Annotated in this window: 18 protein-coding genes; 14 read left to right on the top strand and 4 right to left on the bottom strand. The window is 68.3% G+C overall.

Annotated elements, in window-relative coordinates; all coding sequences use genetic code 11:
* Positions 1 to 2: 2 nt before the first annotated feature.
* The 3 genes from KBZ33_RS04765 to KBZ33_RS04775 are packed head-to-tail and all read left to right on the top strand — an operon-like array spanning position 3 to position 4932.
* A complete protein-coding gene (locus KBZ33_RS04765) occupies positions 3 to 920 on the top strand; it encodes a branched-chain amino acid transaminase (RefSeq protein ID WP_254950711.1) in 918 nt (305 codons plus the stop codon).
* Entirely contained in the window at positions 920 to 4600 is a 3681-nt protein-coding gene (gene metH, locus KBZ33_RS04770; RefSeq protein ID WP_254950712.1) for a methionine synthase, read from the top strand. Before KBZ33_RS04765 ends, metH begins: the two co-directional genes overlap by 1 nt.
* Before the next feature lie 59 nt (positions 4601 to 4659).
* Positions 4660 to 4932, top strand: a complete 273-nt coding sequence (locus tag KBZ33_RS04775) for a DUF4090 family protein (RefSeq protein ID WP_254950714.1) — start codon at positions 4660 to 4662, stop codon at positions 4930 to 4932.
* Positions 4933 to 4947: 15 nt separating this feature from the next.
* Here the strand turns inward: KBZ33_RS04775 and KBZ33_RS04780 are convergent, their stop codons facing one another.
* Positions 4948 to 5175, bottom strand: coding sequence for a hypothetical protein (locus tag KBZ33_RS04780; protein ID WP_254950716.1), 228 nt, complete (start codon positions 5173 to 5175; stop codon positions 4948 to 4950).
* Positions 5176 to 5291: 116 nt separating this feature from the next.
* Here KBZ33_RS04780 and KBZ33_RS04785 point away from each other — a divergent pair, with 116 nt between their 5' ends.
* On the top strand, positions 5292 to 5678 hold the full coding sequence (locus tag KBZ33_RS04785; protein WP_254950718.1) for a DUF2237 family protein: 387 nt from the start codon (positions 5292 to 5294) through the stop codon (positions 5676 to 5678).
* 24 nt (positions 5679 to 5702) lie between these two features.
* On the opposite strand, the gene KBZ33_RS04790 is transcribed toward KBZ33_RS04785, so the two are convergent.
* Complete coding sequence (locus KBZ33_RS04790) at positions 5703 to 6431, bottom strand: SDR family NAD(P)-dependent oxidoreductase (RefSeq protein ID WP_254950720.1); 729 nt, start codon at positions 6429 to 6431, stop codon at positions 5703 to 5705.
* Positions 6432 to 6494: 63 nt separating this feature from the next.
* Between KBZ33_RS04790 and KBZ33_RS04795 the strand changes: the two genes are divergently transcribed.
* The 6 genes from KBZ33_RS04795 to KBZ33_RS04820 all read left to right on the top strand — a co-directional run bounded on the left by KBZ33_RS04795 (position 6495) and on the right by KBZ33_RS04820 (position 13363).
* Entirely contained in the window at positions 6495 to 7415 is a 921-nt protein-coding gene (locus tag KBZ33_RS04795) for an NAD(P)H-dependent glycerol-3-phosphate dehydrogenase (protein ID WP_254950722.1), read from the top strand.
* A gap of 116 nt (positions 7416 to 7531) precedes the next feature.
* A complete protein-coding gene (locus KBZ33_RS04800) occupies positions 7532 to 8581 on the top strand; it encodes a SpoIID/LytB domain-containing protein (RefSeq protein ID WP_254950723.1) in 1050 nt (349 codons plus the stop codon).
* Positions 8571 to 9401: a DUF4922 domain-containing protein gene (locus KBZ33_RS04805; RefSeq protein WP_254950724.1), complete on the top strand. Its 831-nt coding sequence runs from the start codon at positions 8571 to 8573 to the stop codon at positions 9399 to 9401. The genes KBZ33_RS04800 and KBZ33_RS04805 overlap by 11 nt, the downstream gene beginning before the upstream one ends.
* 163 nt (positions 9402 to 9564) lie before the next feature.
* Positions 9565 to 10326: a sigma factor gene (locus KBZ33_RS04810; protein WP_254950725.1), complete on the top strand. Its 762-nt coding sequence runs from the start codon at positions 9565 to 9567 to the stop codon at positions 10324 to 10326.
* 283 nt (positions 10327 to 10609) lie between these two features.
* On the top strand, positions 10610 to 12280 hold the full coding sequence (locus KBZ33_RS04815) for a DUF3370 family protein (RefSeq protein WP_396107963.1): 1671 nt from the start codon (positions 10610 to 10612) through the stop codon (positions 12278 to 12280).
* A gap of 36 nt (positions 12281 to 12316) precedes the next feature.
* Positions 12317 to 13363, top strand: coding sequence for a J domain-containing protein (locus tag KBZ33_RS04820; RefSeq protein ID WP_261362245.1), 1047 nt, complete (start codon positions 12317 to 12319; stop codon positions 13361 to 13363).
* 908 nt (positions 13364 to 14271) lie between these two features.
* On the opposite strand, the gene KBZ33_RS04825 is transcribed toward KBZ33_RS04820, so the two are convergent.
* Positions 14272 to 14766 carry an allophycocyanin subunit alpha-B gene (locus tag KBZ33_RS04825; protein WP_254950729.1) on the bottom strand — a complete coding sequence of 165 codons (495 nt, stop codon included), beginning with the start codon at positions 14764 to 14766 and terminating at the stop codon, positions 14272 to 14274.
* A gap of 122 nt (positions 14767 to 14888) precedes the next feature.
* Here KBZ33_RS04825 and rlmD point away from each other — a divergent pair, with 122 nt between their 5' ends.
* Positions 14889 to 16259, top strand: a complete 1371-nt coding sequence (gene rlmD, locus KBZ33_RS04830) for a 23S rRNA (uracil(1939)-C(5))-methyltransferase RlmD (protein ID WP_254950731.1) — start codon at positions 14889 to 14891, stop codon at positions 16257 to 16259.
* Here rlmD and pheT read toward each other — a convergent pair.
* The gene (pheT, locus tag KBZ33_RS04835) at positions 16256 to 18712 is read right to left on the bottom strand and encodes a phenylalanine--tRNA ligase subunit beta (protein ID WP_254950732.1); all 2457 of its coding nucleotides are present in this window, start codon (positions 18710 to 18712) and stop codon (positions 16256 to 16258) included. The two genes, rlmD and pheT, sit on opposite strands and share 4 nt — an antisense overlap.
* Positions 18713 to 18824: 112 nt before the next feature.
* On the opposite strand from pheT, the gene rpmG reads away from it, so the two are divergent.
* From rpmG to KBZ33_RS04850, 3 genes are all read left to right on the top strand, one after another.
* Entirely contained in the window at positions 18825 to 19019 is a 195-nt protein-coding gene (gene rpmG / locus KBZ33_RS04840; protein WP_015108195.1) for a 50S ribosomal protein L33, read from the top strand.
* An 89-nt stretch (positions 19020 to 19108) separates the two neighbouring features.
* A complete protein-coding gene (rpsR, locus tag KBZ33_RS04845) occupies positions 19109 to 19330 on the top strand; it encodes a 30S ribosomal protein S18 (RefSeq protein ID WP_006041316.1) in 222 nt (73 codons plus the stop codon).
* Between the two features lies 1 nt (position 19331).
* Positions 19332 to 21371 (top strand): ribonuclease catalytic domain-containing protein, encoded by a 2040-nt coding sequence (locus tag KBZ33_RS04850; RefSeq protein WP_254950733.1) that lies wholly within the window; start codon positions 19332 to 19334, stop codon positions 21369 to 21371.
* Positions 21372 to 21379 lie beyond the last annotated feature (8 nt).

Genomic DNA, 21379 nt, shown 5'->3' on the forward strand with positions numbered 1-21379 from the left:
TCATGCACCAGTTCCTGCCCTATGCCTGGTTCGGCGGACAATGCGTCCCCTTTGCCGAGGCCACCCTGTCGGTGGCCACCCATGCACTGCATTACGGCACGGGTGCCTTCGGCGGCATGCGGGCCCTGCCCAATCCCGCCGACAACAACGAAATCCTGCTGTTCCGCGCCGATCGCCATGCTCGCCGCCTCAGCCAGAGCGCCCGGTTGCTGCTGACCGAGCTTGCCGAGGAGACGATCCACACGGCCATCCAGGCGTTTCTGCAGGCCAACAGGCCCACCTGCCCGATCTACCTGCGTCCCTTCGTCTACACCAGTGATCTCGGCATCGCCCCGCGGCTGCACAACATCCAGACCGACTTCCTCATCTACGGCATCGAGATGGGCGACTATCTGTCCCCTGAGGGTGTCAGCTGCCGGATCAGCAGCTGGTGCCGCCAGGAGGACCGCTCCCTGCCGCTGAGGGGCAAGATCAGTGGGGCCTACATCACCAGTTCGCTGGCCAAGACCGAAGCGGTCAAAAGCGGCTTCGATGAGGCCCTGCTGCTCAACAGCCGCGGCAAAGTGAGCGAGGCCAGCGGCATGAATCTGTTCATCGTCCGGGACGGTGTGCTGATCACCCCCGGCGTCGATCAGGACATCCTCGAGGGCATCACCCGGGCCAGCCTCATGGAACTGGCCCGATCGATGGATATCCCCGTGCTCGAGCGGGCGGTCGACAAGACCGAACTGATGATCGCCGACGAGGTGTTCCTCAGCGGCACAGCCGCCAGGGTCACCCCGGTGCGTCGCATTGAATCCACCGACCTACCCAGCCATCGGCCCGTGATGGAGCGTCTGCGCGACCGCCTCACCGCGATCACGGAGGGCCGCGATCCTTCCTATGACCACTGGGTCACCCGTATTCGCCTCGACGCCTGATGGTCGTCTCCGCCGCCATCCACTGCCCCACCGATCGCATCGGCTTCCTCGACTGGTTGCATGGCCCAGGTCGTCCCGTGCTCGTCTTCGACGGCGCCACGGGCACCTCCCTGCAGGAGATGGACCTGTCAGCGGAGGATTTCGGTGGCGCAGCCCTGGAGGGCTGCAACGAGAACCTCGTCTTCACCAGGCCCGATGCGGTCCAGGCGGTGCATCGCCTGTTCCTGGAGGCGGGTTGCGATGTGATCGAAACGGACACCTTCGGGGCCGCCTCCATCGTGCTGGCCGAGTACGGGCTGGAGGATCAGGCCTTCGCCATCAATCGCCGGGCGGCTGAACTGGCCAGGGAGATGGCCGCCGCCTTCAGCACCCCGGAAAAACCCCGCTTCGTGGCTGGATCGATCGGTCCCACCACCAAGCTGCCCACCCTGGGCCACATCGACTTCGACACGATGAAGGCCTCGTTCCGGGAGCAGGCCGCTGGCCTGATCGCCGGCGACGTTGATCTGTTCATCGTCGAGACCTGCCAGGACGTGCTGCAGATCAAGGCGGCGCTGCAGGGGATTGAGGAGGCCTTCAGTGCCGCCGGGGAACGGCGAGCCCTGATGGTCTCCGTCACCATGGAAACCACCGGCACCATGCTGGTGGGCTCGGATATCGCCGCCGTGGTGGCGATCCTGGAGCCCTTCCCGATCGACGTGCTCGGCCTCAACTGCGCCACGGGGCCCGAGCAGATGAAGGAACACATCCGCTACCTGAGTCAGCACAGTCCCTTCGTGGTGAGCTGCATTCCCAACGCGGGATTGCCGGAGAACGTTGGCGGGGTGGCCCACTATCGCCTCACCCCCACCGAGATGAGGATGCAGATGATGCACTTCGTCGAAGATCTCGGCGTCCAGGTGATCGGTGGCTGCTGCGGCACCACCCCGGCCCACATCGGTGCGCTGGCGGAGCTCGCCGCCGGTCTGCAACCCGCCCAGCGGCAGGTGCGGCGGCCCCAGCAACGGCTGCAGCGGCCCCTGCTCCACTACGAACCGGCGGTGGCCTCGATCTATGGCGTCACCCCCTATTTTCAGGACAACTCCTTCCTGATCATCGGCGAACGGCTCAATGCCAGCGGCTCGAAGAAGGTGCGGGAGCTGCTCAACGCCGAGGACTGGGATGGCCTGGTGGCGGTGGCCCGGGGCCAGGTGAAGGAAAACGCCCATGTGCTCGACGTCAACGTCGATTACGTGGGGCGCGACGGGGTCAAGGACATGCACGACCTGGTGAGCCGACTGGTCACCAACGTCAACCTGCCGCTGATGCTCGATTCCACCGAGTGGCAGAAGATGGAGGCTGGCCTCAAGGTGGCCGGCGGCAAGTGCATTCTCAACTCCACCAACTACGAAGATGGCGATGAGCGCTTCTTCAAAGTGCTCGAACTGGCCCGTGACTACGGCGCCGGGGTGGTGGTGGGCACGATCGACGAGGAGGGCATGGCCCGCAGCGCCGAGCGTAAGTTCGCCATCGCCCAGAGGGCCTACCGGGATGCGCTCGAATTCGGCCTTCCAGCCCACGAGATCTTTTACGACCCCCTCGCCCTGCCCATCTCCACGGGCATCGAGGAGGACCGGGCCAATGCGGCCGCCACGATCGAGGCGATCCGCCGGATCCGCAGCGAACTTCCCGGGGTCCATGTGGTGCTGGGGGTCAGCAACGTCAGCTTCGGGCTGTCTCCGGCCGCCCGCATCGTGCTCAATTCGGTGTTCCTGCACGACTGCTGCGAGGCCGGCATGGATGCCGCCATCATCAGCCCGGCGAAGATCTTGCCGCTGGCCAAGATCAGCGAAGAGCACCAGCAGATCTGTCGCGATCTGATCCACGACCGGCGCCGATTCGAAGACGGTATCTGCGTCCATGACCCGCTCACCCTTCTGACCACCGAGTTCGAGGGGGTCAGCGCCAAAGAGGCCCGGGCCTCAGGACCGTCGCTGGCCGATCTGCCGCTTGAGGAGCGTCTCAAGCAGCACATCATCGATGGTGAACGCATTGGCCTGGATATCGCCCTGCAGTCGGCCCTCACGGTGCATCCACCCCTGAAGATCATCAACACCTACCTGCTGGATGGCATGAAGGTGGTAGGTGAACTGTTCGGCTCCGGCCAGATGCAGTTGCCCTTCGTGTTGCAGAGCGCCGAAACGATGAAGGCCGCCGTGGCCTTTCTCGAGCCGCACATGGAGCGCAAGGAGGGAGAATCGAGCAGCAAGGGCAAGTTCCTGATCGCCACTGTCAAGGGCGACGTCCACGACATCGGCAAGAACCTGGTGGACATCATCCTCACCAACAATGGCTATGAGGTGATCAACCTGGGCATCAAGCAAAGCGTCGATGCCATCGTCGAGGCCCAACGGCAGCACGCAGCCGACTGCATCGCCATGAGCGGCCTGCTGGTCAAATCCACCGCCTTCATGAAGGACAACCTGGAAACGTTCAACGACGTTGGAATTTCCGTTCCTGTGATCCTCGGCGGTGCGGCCCTGACGCCCCGGTTCGTCAACGGCGACTGCCGCCAGGCCTACCGGGGCCAGGTGATCTATGGCCGTGATGCCTTCGCCGACCTGCGCTTCATGGATGCCCTGATGGAGGCCAAAACGGCTGGCCGCTGGGACGACCACGAGGGTTTCCTCGATGCTGCCCCCGAGGGCTTGGGCCTCAACGAGCCCGCCGCCCCTCCAGCGGCCGCCGTAGAGGCCACGCCGACGGCCGTCATGGAGCTGGCGGTGGGGTCCCCAGCCGACGTTCCAGCCGCCGGCAGCGAGGAGCGTTCCGCGGCCGTGCCAGCCGAAGCAGCGATCATCCCCCCCTTCTGGGGATCGAGGCTGCTCACCGAGGCGGCCATCGACCTCGACGAGGTCTTCGCCTACCTCGATCGCAACGCCCTGTTCGCCGGCCAGTGGCAGCTGCGCAAGACCCAGCAGCAGAGCCGGCAGGACTATGAAGCGATGCTGGCCGAGAAGGCGGAGCCGGTGTTGCAGGAATGGCTCGCTCGCTGCCGCAGCGAAGGCCTGCTGACCCCGCGGGTGGCCTACGGCTACTTCCCCTGCGGCCGCGACGGCAATGGCCTGGTGGTGTTCGACCCCGAGGGGATGGCGGCCGGGGCGCCACCGGCGGCCGCTGCCCTTGAGCTGGGGCGCTTTGTTCTGCCGCGCCAGCGCAGCGGCAACCGCTACTGCATCGCCGACTTCTACCGCGACCTCGAGACGGCCCCGGACGGCACCCTGCGGCCGACGGATGTGCTGCCGATGCAGGCTGTCACCATGGGCGAAGGCGCCACCAGCTTTGCCCAGCAGTTGTTCCGGGCTGATCGTTACACCGACTACCTCTACTTCCATGGGCTGGCGGTTCAGATGGCTGAATCACTCGCAGAGTGGACCCACGCCCGCGTCCGGCGGGAGATGGGATTTGCCGCCGAGGAACCTACGGCCCTGCGGGACGTGCTGGCCCAGCGCTATCGGGGCAGTCGCTACTCCTTCGGTTACCCCGCCTGTCCGAACGTGGCCGACTCCCGCCAGCAGCTCGCCTGGCTGGGCACTGACCGCATTGGCCTCACCATGGACGACAGCGACCAGCTGGAGCCCGAGCAGAGCACCACGGCCCTGGTGGCCCTGCACAGCCAGGCCCGCTATTTCAGCGCCTGAGATAGCCCCGGTCAGGGTCCTGGACGTGGCAGGCTTGGGCACCCTTTGCCTCCCTTGCCATGGCCATCGCAGGACCCGGCGGCGTCGATGACGCCATTGCGGCCGGAGTGGACCTCGACGGCACGCCGATTCCGGCTGCCATGCTCGCCCTCTACGGCGAAGTGATGGAGCTGGAGGCTCGCCGGGCCCGCAGCGGAGTCAAAAAGTCGATGCGTAACCGCATCGTGCGCACCGGCGCCAAGCACCTCGATCGGCTCACCCTCGACCAACGTCTGCGGGAGGCCGGTTGGGAGGGGCTCAAGGACAAGGAAATCGCCTTCTTTTACGGCTGAGGCCTTGGGGCGCCTTCAGCTGCACAGCTCTTCAAGACTGTCGATCACCTCCTGCTGGAAGGCATCGAGGGCATCGGAATCGCTCAGATCGATGCCCTCCCCAGCCGCGTTCTGGGTGAGTTCCTGGAAATGGAAGGCGCCTTCGCCATGGGCCAGAAACTCCATGGCGGAGGGCTCACCGCTTTCCTTGTAGGCGTCGCAGAGGGCCAGGAAGGCCGCATCCTCGGTGAAATCCCAGCTCATGAAGGGGGTCGTGCTGAATGACCTTTAACGCCTCCCCCCCGGATTTCGTCAACCTCCTGGCCGCTTTTTGTGCCAGTCCTCCGGCAGACTCAGCCCGTTCCACCTGCTCCCGGGCCTTGGCCGCTTCCTCTCTGCAGCCCCCAGAAGACCAGCGCAATGTGCTGGGAGAACCCTTGCAGGAGTGTGGATGTGCCCCCCTCACCGGCTGGTTCCGGGATGGCTACTGCCAGGGCGATCCAGCCGATTTTGGCCGCCACACGGTTTGTTGCGTTGTGAACGAGTCGTTTCTGAACTACAGCCGCGCCCAGGGCAACGACCTCTCCACGCCGGTGCCGGCCCACTCGTTCCCCGGCCTCCAGGCCGGTGATCATTGGTGCGTCTGTGCCGCCCGCTGGCTGGAGGCCTACGAGGACGGCATGGCCCCACCGGTGCGGCTGGAGAGTTCCGCCATCGCCACTCTGGAGGTGATCCCGCTGGAGGTGCTCCGCGCTCACGCCGCCTAGCCAGCCTCACCGCTGGCCGCAGCCTCACCAGGGCACCGGCTGACCATCCCAGGCCAGGAAGGCGCCGCTGCTGGTGGCCGTCTGTCCCTCCAGAACATCAAGCAGGTGGGAGGCGGAGCGGGCGGGCGTGAACAGGGCCGAGGCGGCCAGGGAGCCCCTGAAGGGGGCCGAGAGCGGGGTGGCGGCGGTGCCCGGGTGGAGCAGGGTCACGCAGGCCTGGGGCAGGCGGCGCTGCCATTCGATCGCCAGGGTGCGCAACAGCTGGTTCTGGGCCGCCTTGGCGGCCCGGTAGGCGTACCACCCCCCGAGCCGGTTGTCGCCGATGCTGCCCACCCGGGCCGAGAGGCTGGCGAAGTGCACCGGACAATCCCTCGCCAGGGCCGGCTCGATCGCCTGGGCCAGCAGCAGGGGGCCGAAGGCGTTGACGGCGAAGCTGCGCTCCAGGGCATGGCGACGCACCTGGCTGAGGCGCTTCTCCGGCTGCAGCGCGCCATCGTGCAGCAGCCCGGCCGTGTTGATCACGACCCGCAACGGGCTCAGGTCGTGGGCGGCCATGGCCGAGAACCGCTCCAGGCTGACGTCATCGCCAAGGTCGAGCGGCAGGTCCGCAGCGCGGCGACCGGCGGTGCGCACCCGCAGCGATGGCGCCCGCCGGGTCAGTTCGGCTGCCAGAGCCAGGCCCAGACCCCCTGGACCCACGATGAGGGCCTGGCCCTCCCAGGCCTGCCAGTAGGGATTGGGGGCGGTCGCCATGGTGCGTTCGGGGATGGCGCATGATGGCAAGGCGATCAGGGGAACCGACCCCCGCGTTGGTCCATGAGTCTGCGCATCACGGTGCTGGGTCGGGGCGCCTGGGGCGCCACGCTCCTGCGGCTCTGGGAGCGTCAGGGCCACCGTCTCAGCAGCTGGTCCCGGCGGGATGGGGGCCAGCCGACCACGCTGCTTCAGGACTGCGATCTCGTCGTGGTGGCCGTGTCGATGGTGGGCGTGGCCCCCCTGGCTGCCCAGCTGCAAGGGCACTGGCCGGCGGACCTCCCCCTGCTGAGTTGCAGCAAGGGAATCGATCTGGACACCCTCTGCACCGCCAGCCAGCTGTGGCGCCGCCATCTCCCCGACGTGCCGCTGGCAGTGTTGAGCGGCCCGAATCTGGCCGGTGAACTGGAACGGGGCTTGCCGGCGGCCAGCGTGCTGAGCAGCCAGGATCACGGTCTGGCCCTTCAGCTGCAGGAGCAGCTGCGGGCCCCCCACTTCCGCCTCTACACGAATGCCGATCCCATCGGCACCGAGGCGGCCGGGGCGCTCAAGAACGTCATCGCCCTGGCGGCCGGCATCAGCGATGGGCTGGGTCTGGGAGCCAATGCCAAGGCCTCCCTGCTCTGCCGGGGCCTGTCGGAGATCGCCGTGGTTCTCACGGCCCTCGGGGGCCAGCCCACCACCCTCTACGGGCTGGCGGGCCTGGGCGACCTGCTGGCCACGGCCAACAGCAGCCTGAGCCGCAATTACCGCTTCGGCACCCTGCTGGCGGAGGGGTGTGATGAGAGCACGGCTCTCGGACGGATCGGCGCCACCGTGGAGGGGCCCCGCACCGCCCGGGCCACCCTGGCCCTCGCTCAGCGGGAGGGTTGGCAACTGCCGATCTGCGACCAGGTCGTGCGGCTGCTGGCGGGTCAGGTGGAGGCTCGCCAGGCGGTGCAGGAGCTGATGCAGCGGGATCTGAAGGCTGAAGCCGCCACCTGATCCCGGCCTTTGGCCCCCACGGGACCACGGGTGCAATGCGGCGACCGTCCTGCGCCAGGAGGGTGCAGGGTCGCGTTTTCCGGCATGATCCGACGACCCCTTCGTGGAATCCTGCTGTGCGTCGGCACTACGCGGCCGCCTTCGCCGCACTCCGTGCCAGTGGCCGGCGCCTGCTTCAGGGTTGCCGGCGCCACCCCATCCTGCTGACCGCTCCCCTGGCCGTCGTGGCGGTAGGGGCGGGCTTTGCCGCCCAGGACCTGCTCCCAGGCCCCCGGTCTGCTGCGCAGCCGGATCTGCTCGAAGCCCTGATTGCCCAGCCCCGGGAGGTCTCGCAATCGTCCGCCACCGCGGCGGAATCCCCAGACAAGGACCTCCTGGCCGCGACGTCACTGCGGGCCCAACGCACCAGCCTGAACCATCCCGACCCGTCCCTTGTGGAGCCGGAGGCTGGCCCAGAGGTGCCGCTGGAGATCCGGGTGGCTCTGCTGGGAGCCTCCCCCTCCCCCCAGCTCGGCGCCAGTGGCTATTGGCGACTGGTGGATCGCGATGGGCGCGCCGTGCAGGATGGCGGCCCCGACGCCTCGCCCGACCTGGGCGCCGCCATGGCGGCCCGGGCCGAGGTGTGGCTGGAGACCGGCTCTGGTCATGTCCTGTCGGTGGATGGACGGCCCTATGAGGGCCGCCTCCGGGTGCTGCGTGGTCCCAGGGGCCTCCAGCTGGTGAACCATGTCTCCCTGGAGCGCTACATCAGCTCCGTGGTGGGGGCCGAGATGCCCAGCAGCTGGCAGATGGAGGCCCTCAAGGCCCAGGCGGTGGCGGCCCGCTCCTATGCCATGGCCCACATGGCCCGCCCGGCCAGCGCCCACTGGCATCTGGGCGACACCACCCGCTGGCAGGCCTACCGGGGCCTGGGCAGTGTCAATCCCCGCACCCGCCAGGCCACCAGCAGCACCTCCGGGGTGATCCTGAGCTACCAGGGCGGGATCGTCGAGAGCCTTTACGCGGCCACCACGCGCATCACCCAGGAGGCCCATGGTCACCTTGGCGCCAGCATGAGCCAGCACGGCGCCCAGGATCTGGCCGAGCAGGGCCTGCGCTACAACGAGATCCTTGGGCGCTATTACCAGGGCGCCTCCCTGGCCCGTCTGCAGGCCGGTGCGAGCTGAGCGCCATTGGCAGCGCGCCAGGGAGGTGTCGGAGCGGGCCCGCCTGGGGGGAGCCCTGGTGCCCCTGGAGACGTGTCTTCTGGACATTCCTGGCACTGAGCCCTTCGTCGTTCGCCAGCTCCTCTCCTCCACGCCCCGTCACCTGCGCCAGGGGGGGCCGCGCCCCAACCCCTTTCTCCCCTGGGACAGCCCCCTGGAGGTGGACCTGCTGGGGCCCGCCCACGTGCTCCTGCTCAATAAGTACCCGGTGCAGGAGGCTCACCTGCTGGTGATCACCCGCGACTGGCGGCCCCAGGGCGGCTGGATCGAGTCCCCGGACTGGCAGGCAGTCCAGCAGGTGAGCCAGGACACCGGCGGGTTGTGGTTCTTCAACAGCGGTGCCCGATCCGGAGCCAGCCAGCCCCATCGGCACCTGCAGTTGCTGCCGCGCCGGCAGGGGGAGCTCAGCTGCCCGCTGGCTCCGCTGTTTCTGGCGCAGCTGGCAGGGACCGAGGCCTCCTGGACCTGGGCTTATCGCCTCACTCGGCGCACCGATCCCTGTGGCGGATCCGACCTGGCGGATCTCTACCGCGCCCATGCCCGCGCGCTCGACCTCGGCGATCCCAGCAACAACAGCGAGCCGCTGCACCCTTACAACCTCCTGTTCGACGACCAGTGGTTCATGACCGTGCGCCGGGTGCGGGAGCACGGCGCCGGCTTCAGTGTCAACGCCCTTGGCTTTGCAGGGTTTCTGCTCTGCACCGTGGGCTCCGACAGGGGGTGGCTGGAGCGGCACGGTCCCTGGTCCCTGCTGGCCCACGTGGCGGCCCTGCGCGCCTGAGCCAGCGGATCACGGCTCCGGCCCCAGAACCGAGAACTTCCGTGGTTTCACGGTTGCGTGTTTCGGCAGGCCTGTCCCTCCCTGGAAAGGAGATCACCGCGGCCCTAACGGCACGGCGGCAGATCAGATCCACCGAACCAGCCCAGGCTTTGCTTTCCAGACCATGACCCCATCCTCCTGCCACCCAACCCATCGCGGCTCCACCACAAGTCGCAACCGCCGCGTCGAGCAGTATCGCGCCGTGGTCCGACCCCTCGCCCTGCATTACTCCCGCTGCTGCCGGGAATCCTTCGAAGATCTGCTCCAGGTGGGCCTGATGGGACTGATCCGGGCCGCCGAGCTCTACAGCGAAGAACGCCGCACCCCGTTCGAGGCCTTCGCCAGACCACACATCCGTGGGGCAATCCTCCATTACCTGCGCGACGAGGCACCGGTGGTGCGGCTTCCCAGGCGACAGGCGGAACTGCAGGAGCGGTTCAACCGCTTGCAACACCATCCGATCCTCCAGGCAGATCCCAGCCTGGGAGTCGTGGCCCTGAGCCAGACCCTCGGCATCACCCCGACGGAATGGCGGCGGCTGGAGGTGCAGCGACTGTTGGCAAGACCCGCCAACCTGGACGATCCGATCCTGGCCGAGGCGGTGGCAGCCAAAACGTGTGGTGAGCCCTGTGGCGATGCCTCACCAGGGCTCTCGGTGGCCACAATGCTGGCCCTGCTGGAGCCTCGCCAGCGGCTGGTGGTGCGGCAAGTGGTGCTGGCGGGCTGGAGCTACCGCCGCTTGGGCCGCCAGATGGAGGTCAGCCCAATGACAGTGAAACGACTGCTGCACAAGGGACTTGAGCAGCTACGGCAACACTTGGAGGCCGGTGGGCTCAGCCCTGGTGGTCTGGCTGATCGCGGTGCATCTGCTGTTCGAGGGTGCTGATGGCGGCGTTCAACGCAGCAAGCTGGCGTTCAACGCCATCGCGCCAGAAGCTCATCATGCGCAGCTTGCGTTCCTGATACCGCCGCAGGGCACCGGTTCCGGACTCCGAGCCGGAGCAGGTCCCGAAGGGAGGAATCATGACAAAATCTGCAGAGTGGGACCGTTCTAGCGAGCCCGCCGTTCCATCCGGGGCTCCCCAGGTGCGCGCACCCCCCAGTGACTGGGCCGGTCGCTTCCCGCCCTACCCTCCCCTTGCCACTCACACCCTCAAGCCTGTCGCAATTTGAGATTGGTCGCTCCCCTTGGTCCCATCGGTGTCTGGCTGACGCTCGGTCTGGGCATGGCACCCCTGCAGCACGCCCAGCCGGCCCACGCCTACGTGGCCCTGATGGCCGGCCAGAAGGCCCGTCCCCTGAACGGCAGTTTCAACAACGTGCCGGTGCTGCACTCCAACCAGCCCGAGGAAGTGGAGGGGCCGGGGATCCTGATCAGCACGACACCTGGGTACGCCTACGCCAGTGAGACGGGCCAGGCCCTTCGCTATGCCGAGTACACCTTCAACGGTGAGTTCGGCATGCATCTCCACCACAAATACTTCCCGCCCAATCGCCGCTCGATCTCCCGTTCCGACCGTCGGGCCGAGCTCACCCTGGCGGCCATCCTGATCAATCCGGGCGTACGACCGGTGCACATCCGCTTCTCCAAGGGGGCAGTGCGCAACAGCTTCGAGGCTCCCTACCTCGCCAACAATCTGATGGGGGTGAAACCCCTGGGGCCAAGGCCCTGGAACACCGGTCCCGGTGATGCCACCGCGGTCCAGATGCTGCGCGGCAGACTGGATGCCCGACTGGCCGACGAGATCACGATTCCGGCCCGCAGCCGCATCGTGCTGTTTCAGACCGATCTGCCGGCCCTGGGCATCGCCAATGCCCTGCTGCGGGGCCGCAGTGATGGGCCCTTCCAGATGGCGGTGGTGGCCGCCAAGACACCGGACTCCGACCGTGATGTGCTCGCGGTGTTGGACGCGGGTCGGCTGGCCCCTGGCCGGGTCTACCTGAGCCGCATCCATGACATCCACAACCGGCGCATCTTCTCCCGGGTCGGTGGTGTGGCCCTCGGTGATGCCTACCAGGCCACCATCTCCCACGACCTCGACATGAAGGGACCGCTGCATGTGCCCTTCACCAGCACCGACCGCCACAATTTCGGTACCCGTGATGTGCAGGTCAATGCCCTGGCCAGCCGCATGGTCGATTCCTCCCTCGACAACGTCGGCACCTACGGGGTGCGGTTCGATGTCGACATGAACCTCAAGGGGAATGGGCCCTACGAGCTGGTGATGAGCCATCCCACCCTGATCGGCGGACAACCCTTCACGGCTTTCCGCGGCTCGATCCAGATCCAGACATCCGCCGGTCTGCGTGAGGTGCATGTGGGGCTGCGCTCAGGCCAGAGCCTGTCCCTGGGCCAGATCGATCTGGTCCCGGGGGTCGTGAACCCGGTGCGGGTCAGCCTGGTCTACCCGGCTGATGCCACCCCCGGGCACCTCCTGAGTGTGGTGAGTGCCAGCCAGCTGGCCCTCGTCCAGCAGCGGGAACGGCAGCTGGATCTGGCCCGGGCCGGTGCCACCACCCGGCCAACCCCGCCGCCCGTTGCCCCTCCGGCCCTGACCATTGCCCCCCAACCCGGGCCGATCACACCGATGCCGATGGGGGGCACCGGCCCCCTGGTGCCGCCGCCCCAGATCCTGCGGCCGGCGCCGGCTCCGGGTTGGTTGAACCCGCCGCCACCGCCGCCAGCCTCCTCCAACCGCAGCGTTCTGGCCCCCTCCCCCCTGGTGTCCCCGATGCGCAGCCTCTCAGGAGCCGCCGCTACGGGGGGGACGCTGGTGGACCGCTATCGCGATGCGGTGGAGGCCCAGCAACAGTTCCTGCGGGACCAGCGGGGACCCTGATCCGAAGCCCCATGCCAGCGAACCCAGCGCCGATGGATGGCTGCCGTGGCTGAACATTCGAACGAGGCCAGACAGCGGATCAGCCTGGACCTCAACCGCGAACTGGTGACCCACCTCGATGGTCTGCGACGGGAGTGGGGGCTCCGCAGCCGCGGCGATGTGCTGGAACGGCTTCTCGGCGATCTGTTCGGCACTGACGAGGAGGAGGACGGTGATGGGCTCGCGCCGCAGCCCGGAGAGGTCGTGCGTCACCGGGAGGACGACCACGACTTCGACGAGCAGGGAGCCCTGGTGCTGGTGGGTCGCGGGGCCATGGACAGCCTCCAGGCGGAATTTGAATGGGAGGCCCCGAGGCAGGATCCCCCCCGTCCGGCGCCAGGTGGCGGGGGCATCGACCTGCCCGGCTTTGTGCGTCGCCGCTCCGACGTCATCAAGCGCAGCCTGCGGTCGCCGTCTCCGGCGCGTTCCGCGTCGTTGCCCATGACCCCCCTGCCCCCCCTTGGCGGCGAGCTGGTGCAACAGGCCCTGGAGGAATCCGGCAACCATTGGCGCGCCCTCTACGGGTCGCCGGCCAATGAGGCGGTGCTGGAGGCGGCGATGGTGTGGCTGGCCCAGGACATCTGGCCCCAGTCGGATCAGAGCGATGGCCGCACCTTCACCTGGTCGGCCGCCTGCCAGGTGATGCAGCCGTTCGCCCCTGGCTGGAGTGACGGACCACCGACCTTCGAGCGGGTGATGGTCACCGCCGGTGTGCTGGAAGACCCCTTCAGCGGTCAGACCCTCACCCTGCGAATCCCGACGTTGATCCGTCGCTTCGTGCACCGCTTCCGCCGCCGTCGCCGCGGCACCTCCTTCCAGACCCTGGAGCACACCATGACCCTTCACGGCGCGCTGCGGCTGCTGCAGCTGCCCACCGACCCCGGCCAGCGGCTCACCCTGGCCCAGATCCGGGAGGCCTACCGGGACATGGCCCAGAGCCACCATCCCGACGCCGGCGGATCCCTCGAAGCGATGCGTCGGCTCAATGAGGCCTACCAGCTGCTGAAGGAGCTGTACCGCCAGGGAGCGGCAGCGGAGCGCTGAGGTCCCAGAGCGTGCCGGCGACCCACACGCGTCGGCGTGCCAGCTCTCTCGTTCTGGTCCCGTTATTGGACCTATGTAGAGACCCATGCTGGACCCGCAAGAACGCGAGCCCTGCCGTGTGCAGCCATCCAGTCCCACTGGTCCGACCTGGGTCCACCGATGGGTCCATTTTCAAGACACAGTCTCCTATTCAGATACAGCGATTTTTCCTCGATCTGGCTTGTCAAAGGTGATGGGTCCTTCTCCATCCCCTGGGCACCGATTGGTCCTGGCCGGCTGGGGCTGGCCAGGCCTCCCAGGCCCTGTCCATGGCTTGGACATCGCCTCGCACCCTAGTGGCAGACTGAGATGTAGACCGCCGCGTATCTGTCTTTGACACAGATACGCAGAACGACAACCAGGCCTGAGGCCGTCGATCGCCTCGGAAGCCGCTCGAAGGGCCCCAAGGGGAGAACCATCTCCGGGATGGGTCGCCCGTCGGAGCGGGCATCCCAAGAAATAGAGGTGTCGACTGTCTCAGCTGGAAGCCGCCGTAGGACCCGGCTCAAGACTCATCCGAGAAGACTGCGGAGGTGCAGCGGCTCTGTCGCGCTGGGCTGCGACGGGCTCTTCCGCGACCGGGCACCGTTCCCGCCGCTCAGGCCGTCGCGCCTGACCGGTTCTGGTCTCAGCCCAGGACCAGAGAGTGGTCCCATCGGAGAGCTCTGCGGCTGCTGCAGCCGCTCCTCAGACGTTGTTGCGCACGCACCCTGCAGGGCCCCGATCGCAAAGCGTCAGACGCCAAAAAAATCCCCGTCACGGCTGTGACGGGGCAGGAGGCCAGGCCGTATCCGAAAGCTTGATCGTGCGTCTCAGGCTGGACCCACTAGCAGACCAGGGGCAAGACCAGGTTGAGACGCTCGGTCGGCTCAGGTGGACGTCTGCAGCCCCTGGATCAGATAGTCGAAATAAGGGCCGGCCAGGGTGGCCTCCTCGCCGCCCAGCAGCACCAGGGCTGCCTCTTTGAGGGTGCGCATCGCTTCGACCATGCCGGGCAGGGGCACGCCCAGGCTGTTGTACATCTCCCGGGCTCCCACAACGCCGATCTGCTGGATCAGCTCGGTGCTGCCGGCCAGGATTCCGTAGGTGACCAGCCGCAGATACCAGCTGTAGTCACGCAGGCACTGGGCCCGCTGCTTCTGCCCGAAGGCGTTGCCGCCGGGGGCCACGTAGTCCGGCTTGCGCAGAAACAGTTGCTTGGAGGCCTCGGCGACGATCTTCTTCTCGTTGTCGGTCAGCACACGGACAACGCTCAGCCGGCGGGCTCCCCCACTGAGGAACTCCACCATCGCGCGCAGCTCGCCGCCCGTTGGATAGCGGAGCTGATCATCGGCCTGGAGGATCAGATCGCGAACGACGCTCATAGCAGCGACCACAGTCCGGCGAATCCTATCGAGAGCAGAGCCCCAGCCCGGGCTTCGGCTGCAAGGTGTAACGCCCCTTTGCACGACCCCCGATAGGGTCGCAGCAGTGGTGCGGATCGCACATGGCCTCGGTGGGCGAAAAGCTGCAGATGGAGATCACCGATCTGGGCCACGACGGCCAGGGGGTGGGACGCCACGACGGCCAGGTGGTGTTCGTCAGCGGCGCCCTGCCCGGTGACACGGTGGAGGTGCGCCTGCAGGTGGTGGCCCGCCGCCATCTGGTGGGCCAGCTGCAACGCGTGCTCACGCCCTCCCCCGAGCGCCGGCGTGCCCCCTGCATCCTTGCCGACAACTGCGGCGGCTGCAGCTTGCAGCCCCTCAACGACGCCGCCGAAGCCGCGTGGAAGCAGCGCAGCCTGGAGCAGACCCTGCAACGCATCGGCGGCCTGAACGCGCCGGTACGGCCCTTGCTGGCGGCCGAGCCCACCCTGGGGTATCGCAACCGCGCGTTGATTCCCCTGGAGCGCAGTGCCGACGGCACCCTGCGGGCCGGCTATTACCGGCGGGGCTCGCATCGGATCGTCAACATGGCCCGCTGTCCGGTGCTCGACCCCCGCATCGACGCCATGATCGCCCCGCTCAAGGTCGATCTGGAAGCCAGCGATTGGCCGATCGATCGCCATGGCGGAGACCCCGAGGCCGAGGACGGCCCTGGTCTGCGCCATCTGGGCCTGCGGGTGGGGGCGGCCACCGGCGAACGGCTGCTCACCCTGATCAGCAGCCATGACGATCTGCCCGGCCTCGAGGCCCTGGCCGACGCCTGGCGGCAACGCTGGCCCGAGCTGGTGGGCGTTTGCCTCAACCTCCAACCCCGGCCGACCAATCGCCTGATGGGGGACGAGACGCGGGTGATCCGGGGCAGGGACTGGCTGAATGAAACGTTCTACGGTCTGCGCTTCCGCATCGCCGCCGACACCTTTTTCCAGGTCAACACCCGCCAGGCCGAGCGGCTGGTGCCCCATCTGATCGAGGCCCTCGGCCCCGGCCCCGGCGAGGCCTCCCTGCTGGATGCCTACTGCGGCATCGGCACCTACAGCCTGCCCCTGGCTGCCGCCGGCTGGCATGTCACCGGCCTGGAGCTGCACCCCGGCGCCGTGGCCATGGCCCGGCTCAACGCCGCCGCCAATGACCTGGAAGCTCGGGCGCAGTTTGAGCAGGCCGACGTGCCCCTGGTGCTGGAGGAGCGCCTGCAGGGCATGCAGGCCCTGGTGCTGGATCCACCCCGCAAGGGGCTGAGCCCGGCCGCCACGGCGGCGATCCTGGCGGCGCCACCCAGCCGCATCGCCTACGTGAGCTGTGATCCCGCCGCGCTGGCCCGCGACCTGGCCCAGCTGTGTGCCTCCGGTGTCTACCGGCTGAACTGGGTGCAGCCCATCGACTTCTTCCCCAACACCAGCCATGTGGAAGCCCTGGCGGCCCTGGAACGCCGCTAGCGGCGCTGCTGGGCGCCGAACTGGCGCTCGAGGGCTTCGCGCACCCGGCCATGGGCCGCCTCCACCTCCTCGTCGGTGAGGGTGCGGGCGCTGTCGCGGTAGCGCAACCGAAAGGCCTGGCTGCAGCGGCCGGCCTCCAGCTGGGCGCCTTCGTAGCGATCAACGAGTTCGGCCTGCTCCAGTAACGGTTTGCCCGCCTTGCGGATCGCCGCCAGCAGGGCGGCGGCACTGGTGTCGGTGGGAACCACCAGGGCCAGATCGCGCTCGGAGGCCGGCACGGTGGCGAAGGGGCGGAAGGCCGGCTGCCAGCGGTTGCGGCGGGTGCCGGCGCTGAGCAGCGGCTCCAGCTCCAGCTGGAACACGTAGGTGGCCGAAGGCAGGTCGAGGGCTTCGGCCTCGGCTGGGTGGAGCTGGCCGAACCAGCCCGCGGACCTGCCTTCCACCACCAGCTGGGCCGCCCGCCCCGGGTGCAGCAGAGGCGCGTCGCTCAGGGGGCGATCCTCCACAGGCAGCCGCAGGGGCTCAAGACCGGCCTGCAGCACCCCACGGGCCTGGAAGTAGTCGGGGGGGGTGGGCTTGCCGGAGCTGCGCCAGCGTTCGCTGCGCCGTTCCCCGGCGATCACGCCCACCAGCAGGGTGCGTTCAGCGTGGCACTCCTCACCACGGGCCGCTCCGCCAGGAAACACCCGGCCGATCTCGAAGCCCCAGAACCCTGGCAGGGAAGCCTGAAGGTTGCGCCGGGCGGCCTGGAGCAACTCCTGATGCAGGTTGTCGCGCAGGTGGCCGTAGTCGGCCAGGAGCGGGTTGGCCAGGGGAACCCGATCAGTGGCTGCTGAAACCAGAGACAGCGAAACGACCTCCTGCAGGCCGGCTGCGCAGAGGGCCCGCCGCAGGCGCCGCTCCAGCTGCTGGGCCGGTTCAAGGCCGCCGGGGAGGAGAGGATCAGGCAGGTGGGCGGCGAAGTGGTCGTAGCCCACCAACCGGGCCACCTCCTCGATCAGGTCCACCTCGCGCTTGAGGTCCATGGCCCGCTCCGGAGGCACCCGCACCTGCCAGCCCTCCTCGTCCTCCTCCAGCACGCAGCCGAGAGCTTCCAGGGTGACGCTGATGCGCCCGTCGTCGAGATCGCGCTCCTCGCCCTCCTCCACGATTGGCCCCAGCAGGTTGTGGAGGGCGTCGCGGCGCAGCCCCAGGGGCCTCTGGGCTATCGCTTGCTTCTGATGCAGCCAGCGGCCCTCCAGCTGGGCTCCGGTCAGCTGCAGCAGCAGGACCACGGCCCGGTCGGCGGCGGCCAGGGTGATCTCCCGCGGCACCCCCTTCTCAAATCGGCTACTGGCTTCGGTGCGCAACCCAACGCTGCGGGCCGAGCGCCGCACGGCCTGGGGGGCGAACACCGCGGCCTCCAGCCAGATGGCGGTGGTGGCTTCGGTGACGGCCTCACCCAGCCCCCCCATCACCCCGGCCAGGGCGATGGGATGGTCGGCACAGGTGACCACCAGGGCCTCTTCGCTCAAGGTGCGCTCCTGGCCATCGAGGGCCACGAAGGCTTCTCCAGGGCGGCCCTGGCGCAGGCCGATGCTGGCCGGCTCGGGCGTGCCGCCCGTGGGCGACCCCAGGCGATCCCGGTCGAAGGCGTGCAGAGGCTGGCCCGTTTCCAGCATCACCAGGTTGGTGATGTCCACGACGTTGTTGATGGGGCGTACACCGGCCCGCTCCAGCCGCTGGCGCAGCCAATCGGGGGAGGGGCCCACCCGCAGGCCGCTGAGGGCCGTGAGGCTGAACAGCCCGCCCGCCTCGATGGCCTGGCGGTCGGCCGCCGCTGCGGACAGGGTCTCGGCTGCCACCACGGGCGCCGCCGCGGGGAAGCTGGTGCTGCCGCCGCTGAGGGCCGCCACTTCCCGGGCGATCCCCCGCATCGACAAGCCATCGGGCCGGTTGGCGGTGATCGCCAGTTCCAGCACCTGGTCATCCAGGCCCAGCAGGGGGCCCACGGCCGTCCCCAGGGGGGGCACGGCAGCCAGCAACTGGTCGAGTTCGGCGATGCCGTCACTGCCGTCGTCGAGGCCCAGCTCCCGCAGGGAGCAGATCATGCCGCTGCTGGCCACCCCGCGCAGTTCGGCCGGTTTGATCGTCAGCCCCACGGCCGGCAGGGTGCTGCCGACCAGGGCCACCGGCACGTGCAGACCCTGACGCACATTCGGGGCGCCGCAGACAATCTGCAGCGGCTCGCCATTCCCCACATCCACTGTGCAGACGCTGAGTTTGTCGGCATTCGGGTGGGGGTCCCGCTGCACCACGTGACCCACCACCACACCGGCCGCCCGTGCCGCCAGATCCTCGATGCCTTCCACTTCGAAGCCGGCAATCGAGAGGCGTTCCGCCAGATGCCCAGGCTCAAGACAGGCCGGTTCAACGCTGACCAGCTCCCGGAGCCATTGGAGCGAAACCAGCATGGGCCCATTGCACAGCAGCCATCCACCTTAGGAAGCGATCAAGGCCTGTCCCACCGGGAGGTATGGTGCTGAATCGTCTCCCTGCAACGCATACGCGGCGCAACGTCCTTCCATGGCTAAAAACAAGGGCGTCCGGCTGGTGATCACCCTCGAGTGCACCGAATGCCGGTCCAACCCCGCCAAGCGGTCCCCTGGCGTGTCCCGTTACACGACCCAGAAGAACCGCCGCAACACCACCGAACGGATCGAACTCAAGAAGTTCTGCCCCCACTGCAACGCCTCCACCGTCCACAAGGAGATCAAGTGAGATTGCTTTCCTCACGGAAACCACTCACCTGACCATCCTCCAGACCCTGCAGCGGCAGTTCCCCCTCTTCGTTCCCTCACTCCGTTTCCATGTCCAGTTCCTTCTTCAAAAAGCGCCTTTCGCCGATCAAGCCCGGTGATCCGATCGACTACAAAGACGTCGATCTGCTCAAGAAGTTCATCACCGAACGCGGCAAGATCCTTCCCCGTCGGCTCACAGGCCTGACGGCCAAGCAGCAGCGTGATCTCACCAATGCCGTCAAGCGGGCGCGCATCGTGGCCCTGCTGCCCTTCGTGAATCCCGAAGGCTGAGTTGCCCCCCGCCTCGCGTCGGTTCACGGCGGGCGACCTGGTCGGCCTCCAGGATGAGAGCCGTTGTCTGCTGGCCGTTGTGGCAGCCGAAAAGGGCACGCGAATCGACCTGAGGGTCGGTTTCGAGGCCAAGGCCGTCCAGCGGGGTGTGCGTCAGCTTGATCTGCTGGCCTCCCTGCCTGGTGATCAGCCGCCCCCGTCCCGGCTGTCCCAACCCCCTTGGGGCCTGAGCCAGGAGAGGTTGCAGCAAGCGTCCCCCAAGCCGAAGGAGCTGGCGGCCGCCTGGCTGCTGCTGCTGGCAGATCCGGTGCCTATGGCGCTGGAAGACTTCGTCGACCTGATCGGTGACGGCGGCGACCCCATTCAGAGGGCTGCCTGCTGGCTCTGGTTGCAAAGTCCCCAGACGCTGTTCCGCTGGCGCCAGCAGCAGGTGGAAGCCCGCCCCTTGGTGGATGTCAGGCGGCTGCGTCGGGATGCCCGCCGCCAGCAACTGGCGGAGCAGCGCCGTCGCCGCTGGCAGGACGTCCTGCGTCAGCGTCAGCCGATCGACCCGCAGCAGCTCGAGCCTGATCAGCGCCAGCAGTTGGCCCTGTTGCGGGAGTGGGCCGGCGGGGACACCAGCCGGCCTCTGCCGGACGATCTGCAGCGAAGCCTGCAGGCGGCCCACTGCCCGATGGAAGGCTCGCCGATCCGGCACCTGCTGGTGGACCTGGGCCAGTGGGAGCGGCACCACCTCCCTTCGCTGGAGAACACCACCTGGCAAGCGGGCTTCTCCGAAGAACTTGAGGGTGAGGCCCGGCGGCTAGCGGAGCTGGCCACAGCGGAGCTGCCCGGCGACGAGCGCCGCCGCGACCTCACCGGCCTGCACACCGTCACGATCGATGACGAGGACACCCGCGATATCGATGACGGCCTCTCCCTGGAGCACGGGGCTGATGGCACACCGCGGCTGTGGATCCACATCGCCGACCCGGGCCGCCTGGTGGCGGCGGACAGCCCCCTCGACGCAGAAGCCCGGCGCCGGGGCAGCAGCCTGTACCTGGCCCGGGGCCCCCTGCCGATGTTCCCCCAAGTGCTCAGCACCGGCCCGATGAGCCTGCGCATGGGCCAGCGCAGCGCGGCCCTGAGCCTTTGGGTGGACCTGACGGGCGACGGCGCGGTGGCCGGATACGGGCTCGAGCCCAGCTGGGTGCAACCCGCCTATCGGCTCAGTTATGACGATGCCGATGAGCTGATCGAGCTGGCTCCGCCCCAGGAGCGCTCCATCGAGGAGATGCACGGCCTGATGGAGCAGCGGCGCCGCTGGCGTCTGGCCCGGGGGGCGCTCAACCTGGATCAGCCCGAGGGGCGAATCCGCTGTGACGACCAGGGGGCCCAGCTGGAGATCACCGAACCCTCGCCCTCACGGACGATGGTGGCTGAGGCCATGATCCTGGCCGGGGCGGTGATCGCCCACCTCGGGCAGGACCAGAGCCTGGCCCTGCCCTACCGCAGCCAGCTGGCGGCGGAGCTGCCGCCTGAGGGGGAGCTGCAGGGCCTGCCGGCCGGCCCGGTGCGCCACGCGGCCATCAAGCGCTGCCTCAGCCGGGGCCTTCTCGGCACCAGTCCGGCCCCCCACTTCTCCCTGGGCCTGCCCTGCTACGTGCAGGCCACCTCACCGATCCGCCGCTACAACGACCTGCTGGTGCAGCGCCAGTTGCTGGCCCACCAGCAGGGGCAGCCGGTGCTGGACGAGGCGGAGTTGGGGGCGCTGCTGGCTGAGCTGGAGGGGGCGATCCGTCAGGGCCTGCAGATCGCCCGGGAGGACCAGCGCCATTGGCAGCAGGTGTGGTTCGAGGCTCAGGACCAGCACCAGTGGCCGGGGCTGTTTCTGCGCTGGCTCCGGCCCCAGGACCGGCTCGGCCTGGTGCACCTCCCCGATCTGGCCATGGACCTGGCCGCCGAGTGCCATGGCGACCCCGGCCCCGGCGAGGCCCTGCTGGTGCGGCTGCAGCAGGTGGACTCCCTGCGGGACCTGCTGCGCTTCACGGCTGCCCCCTAGGCCATCCC

This window comes from Cyanobium sp. Cruz-8D1, from assembly GCF_024345975.1.
Taxonomy (GTDB): Bacteria; Cyanobacteriota; Cyanobacteriia; order PCC-6307; family Cyanobiaceae; genus Cyanobium.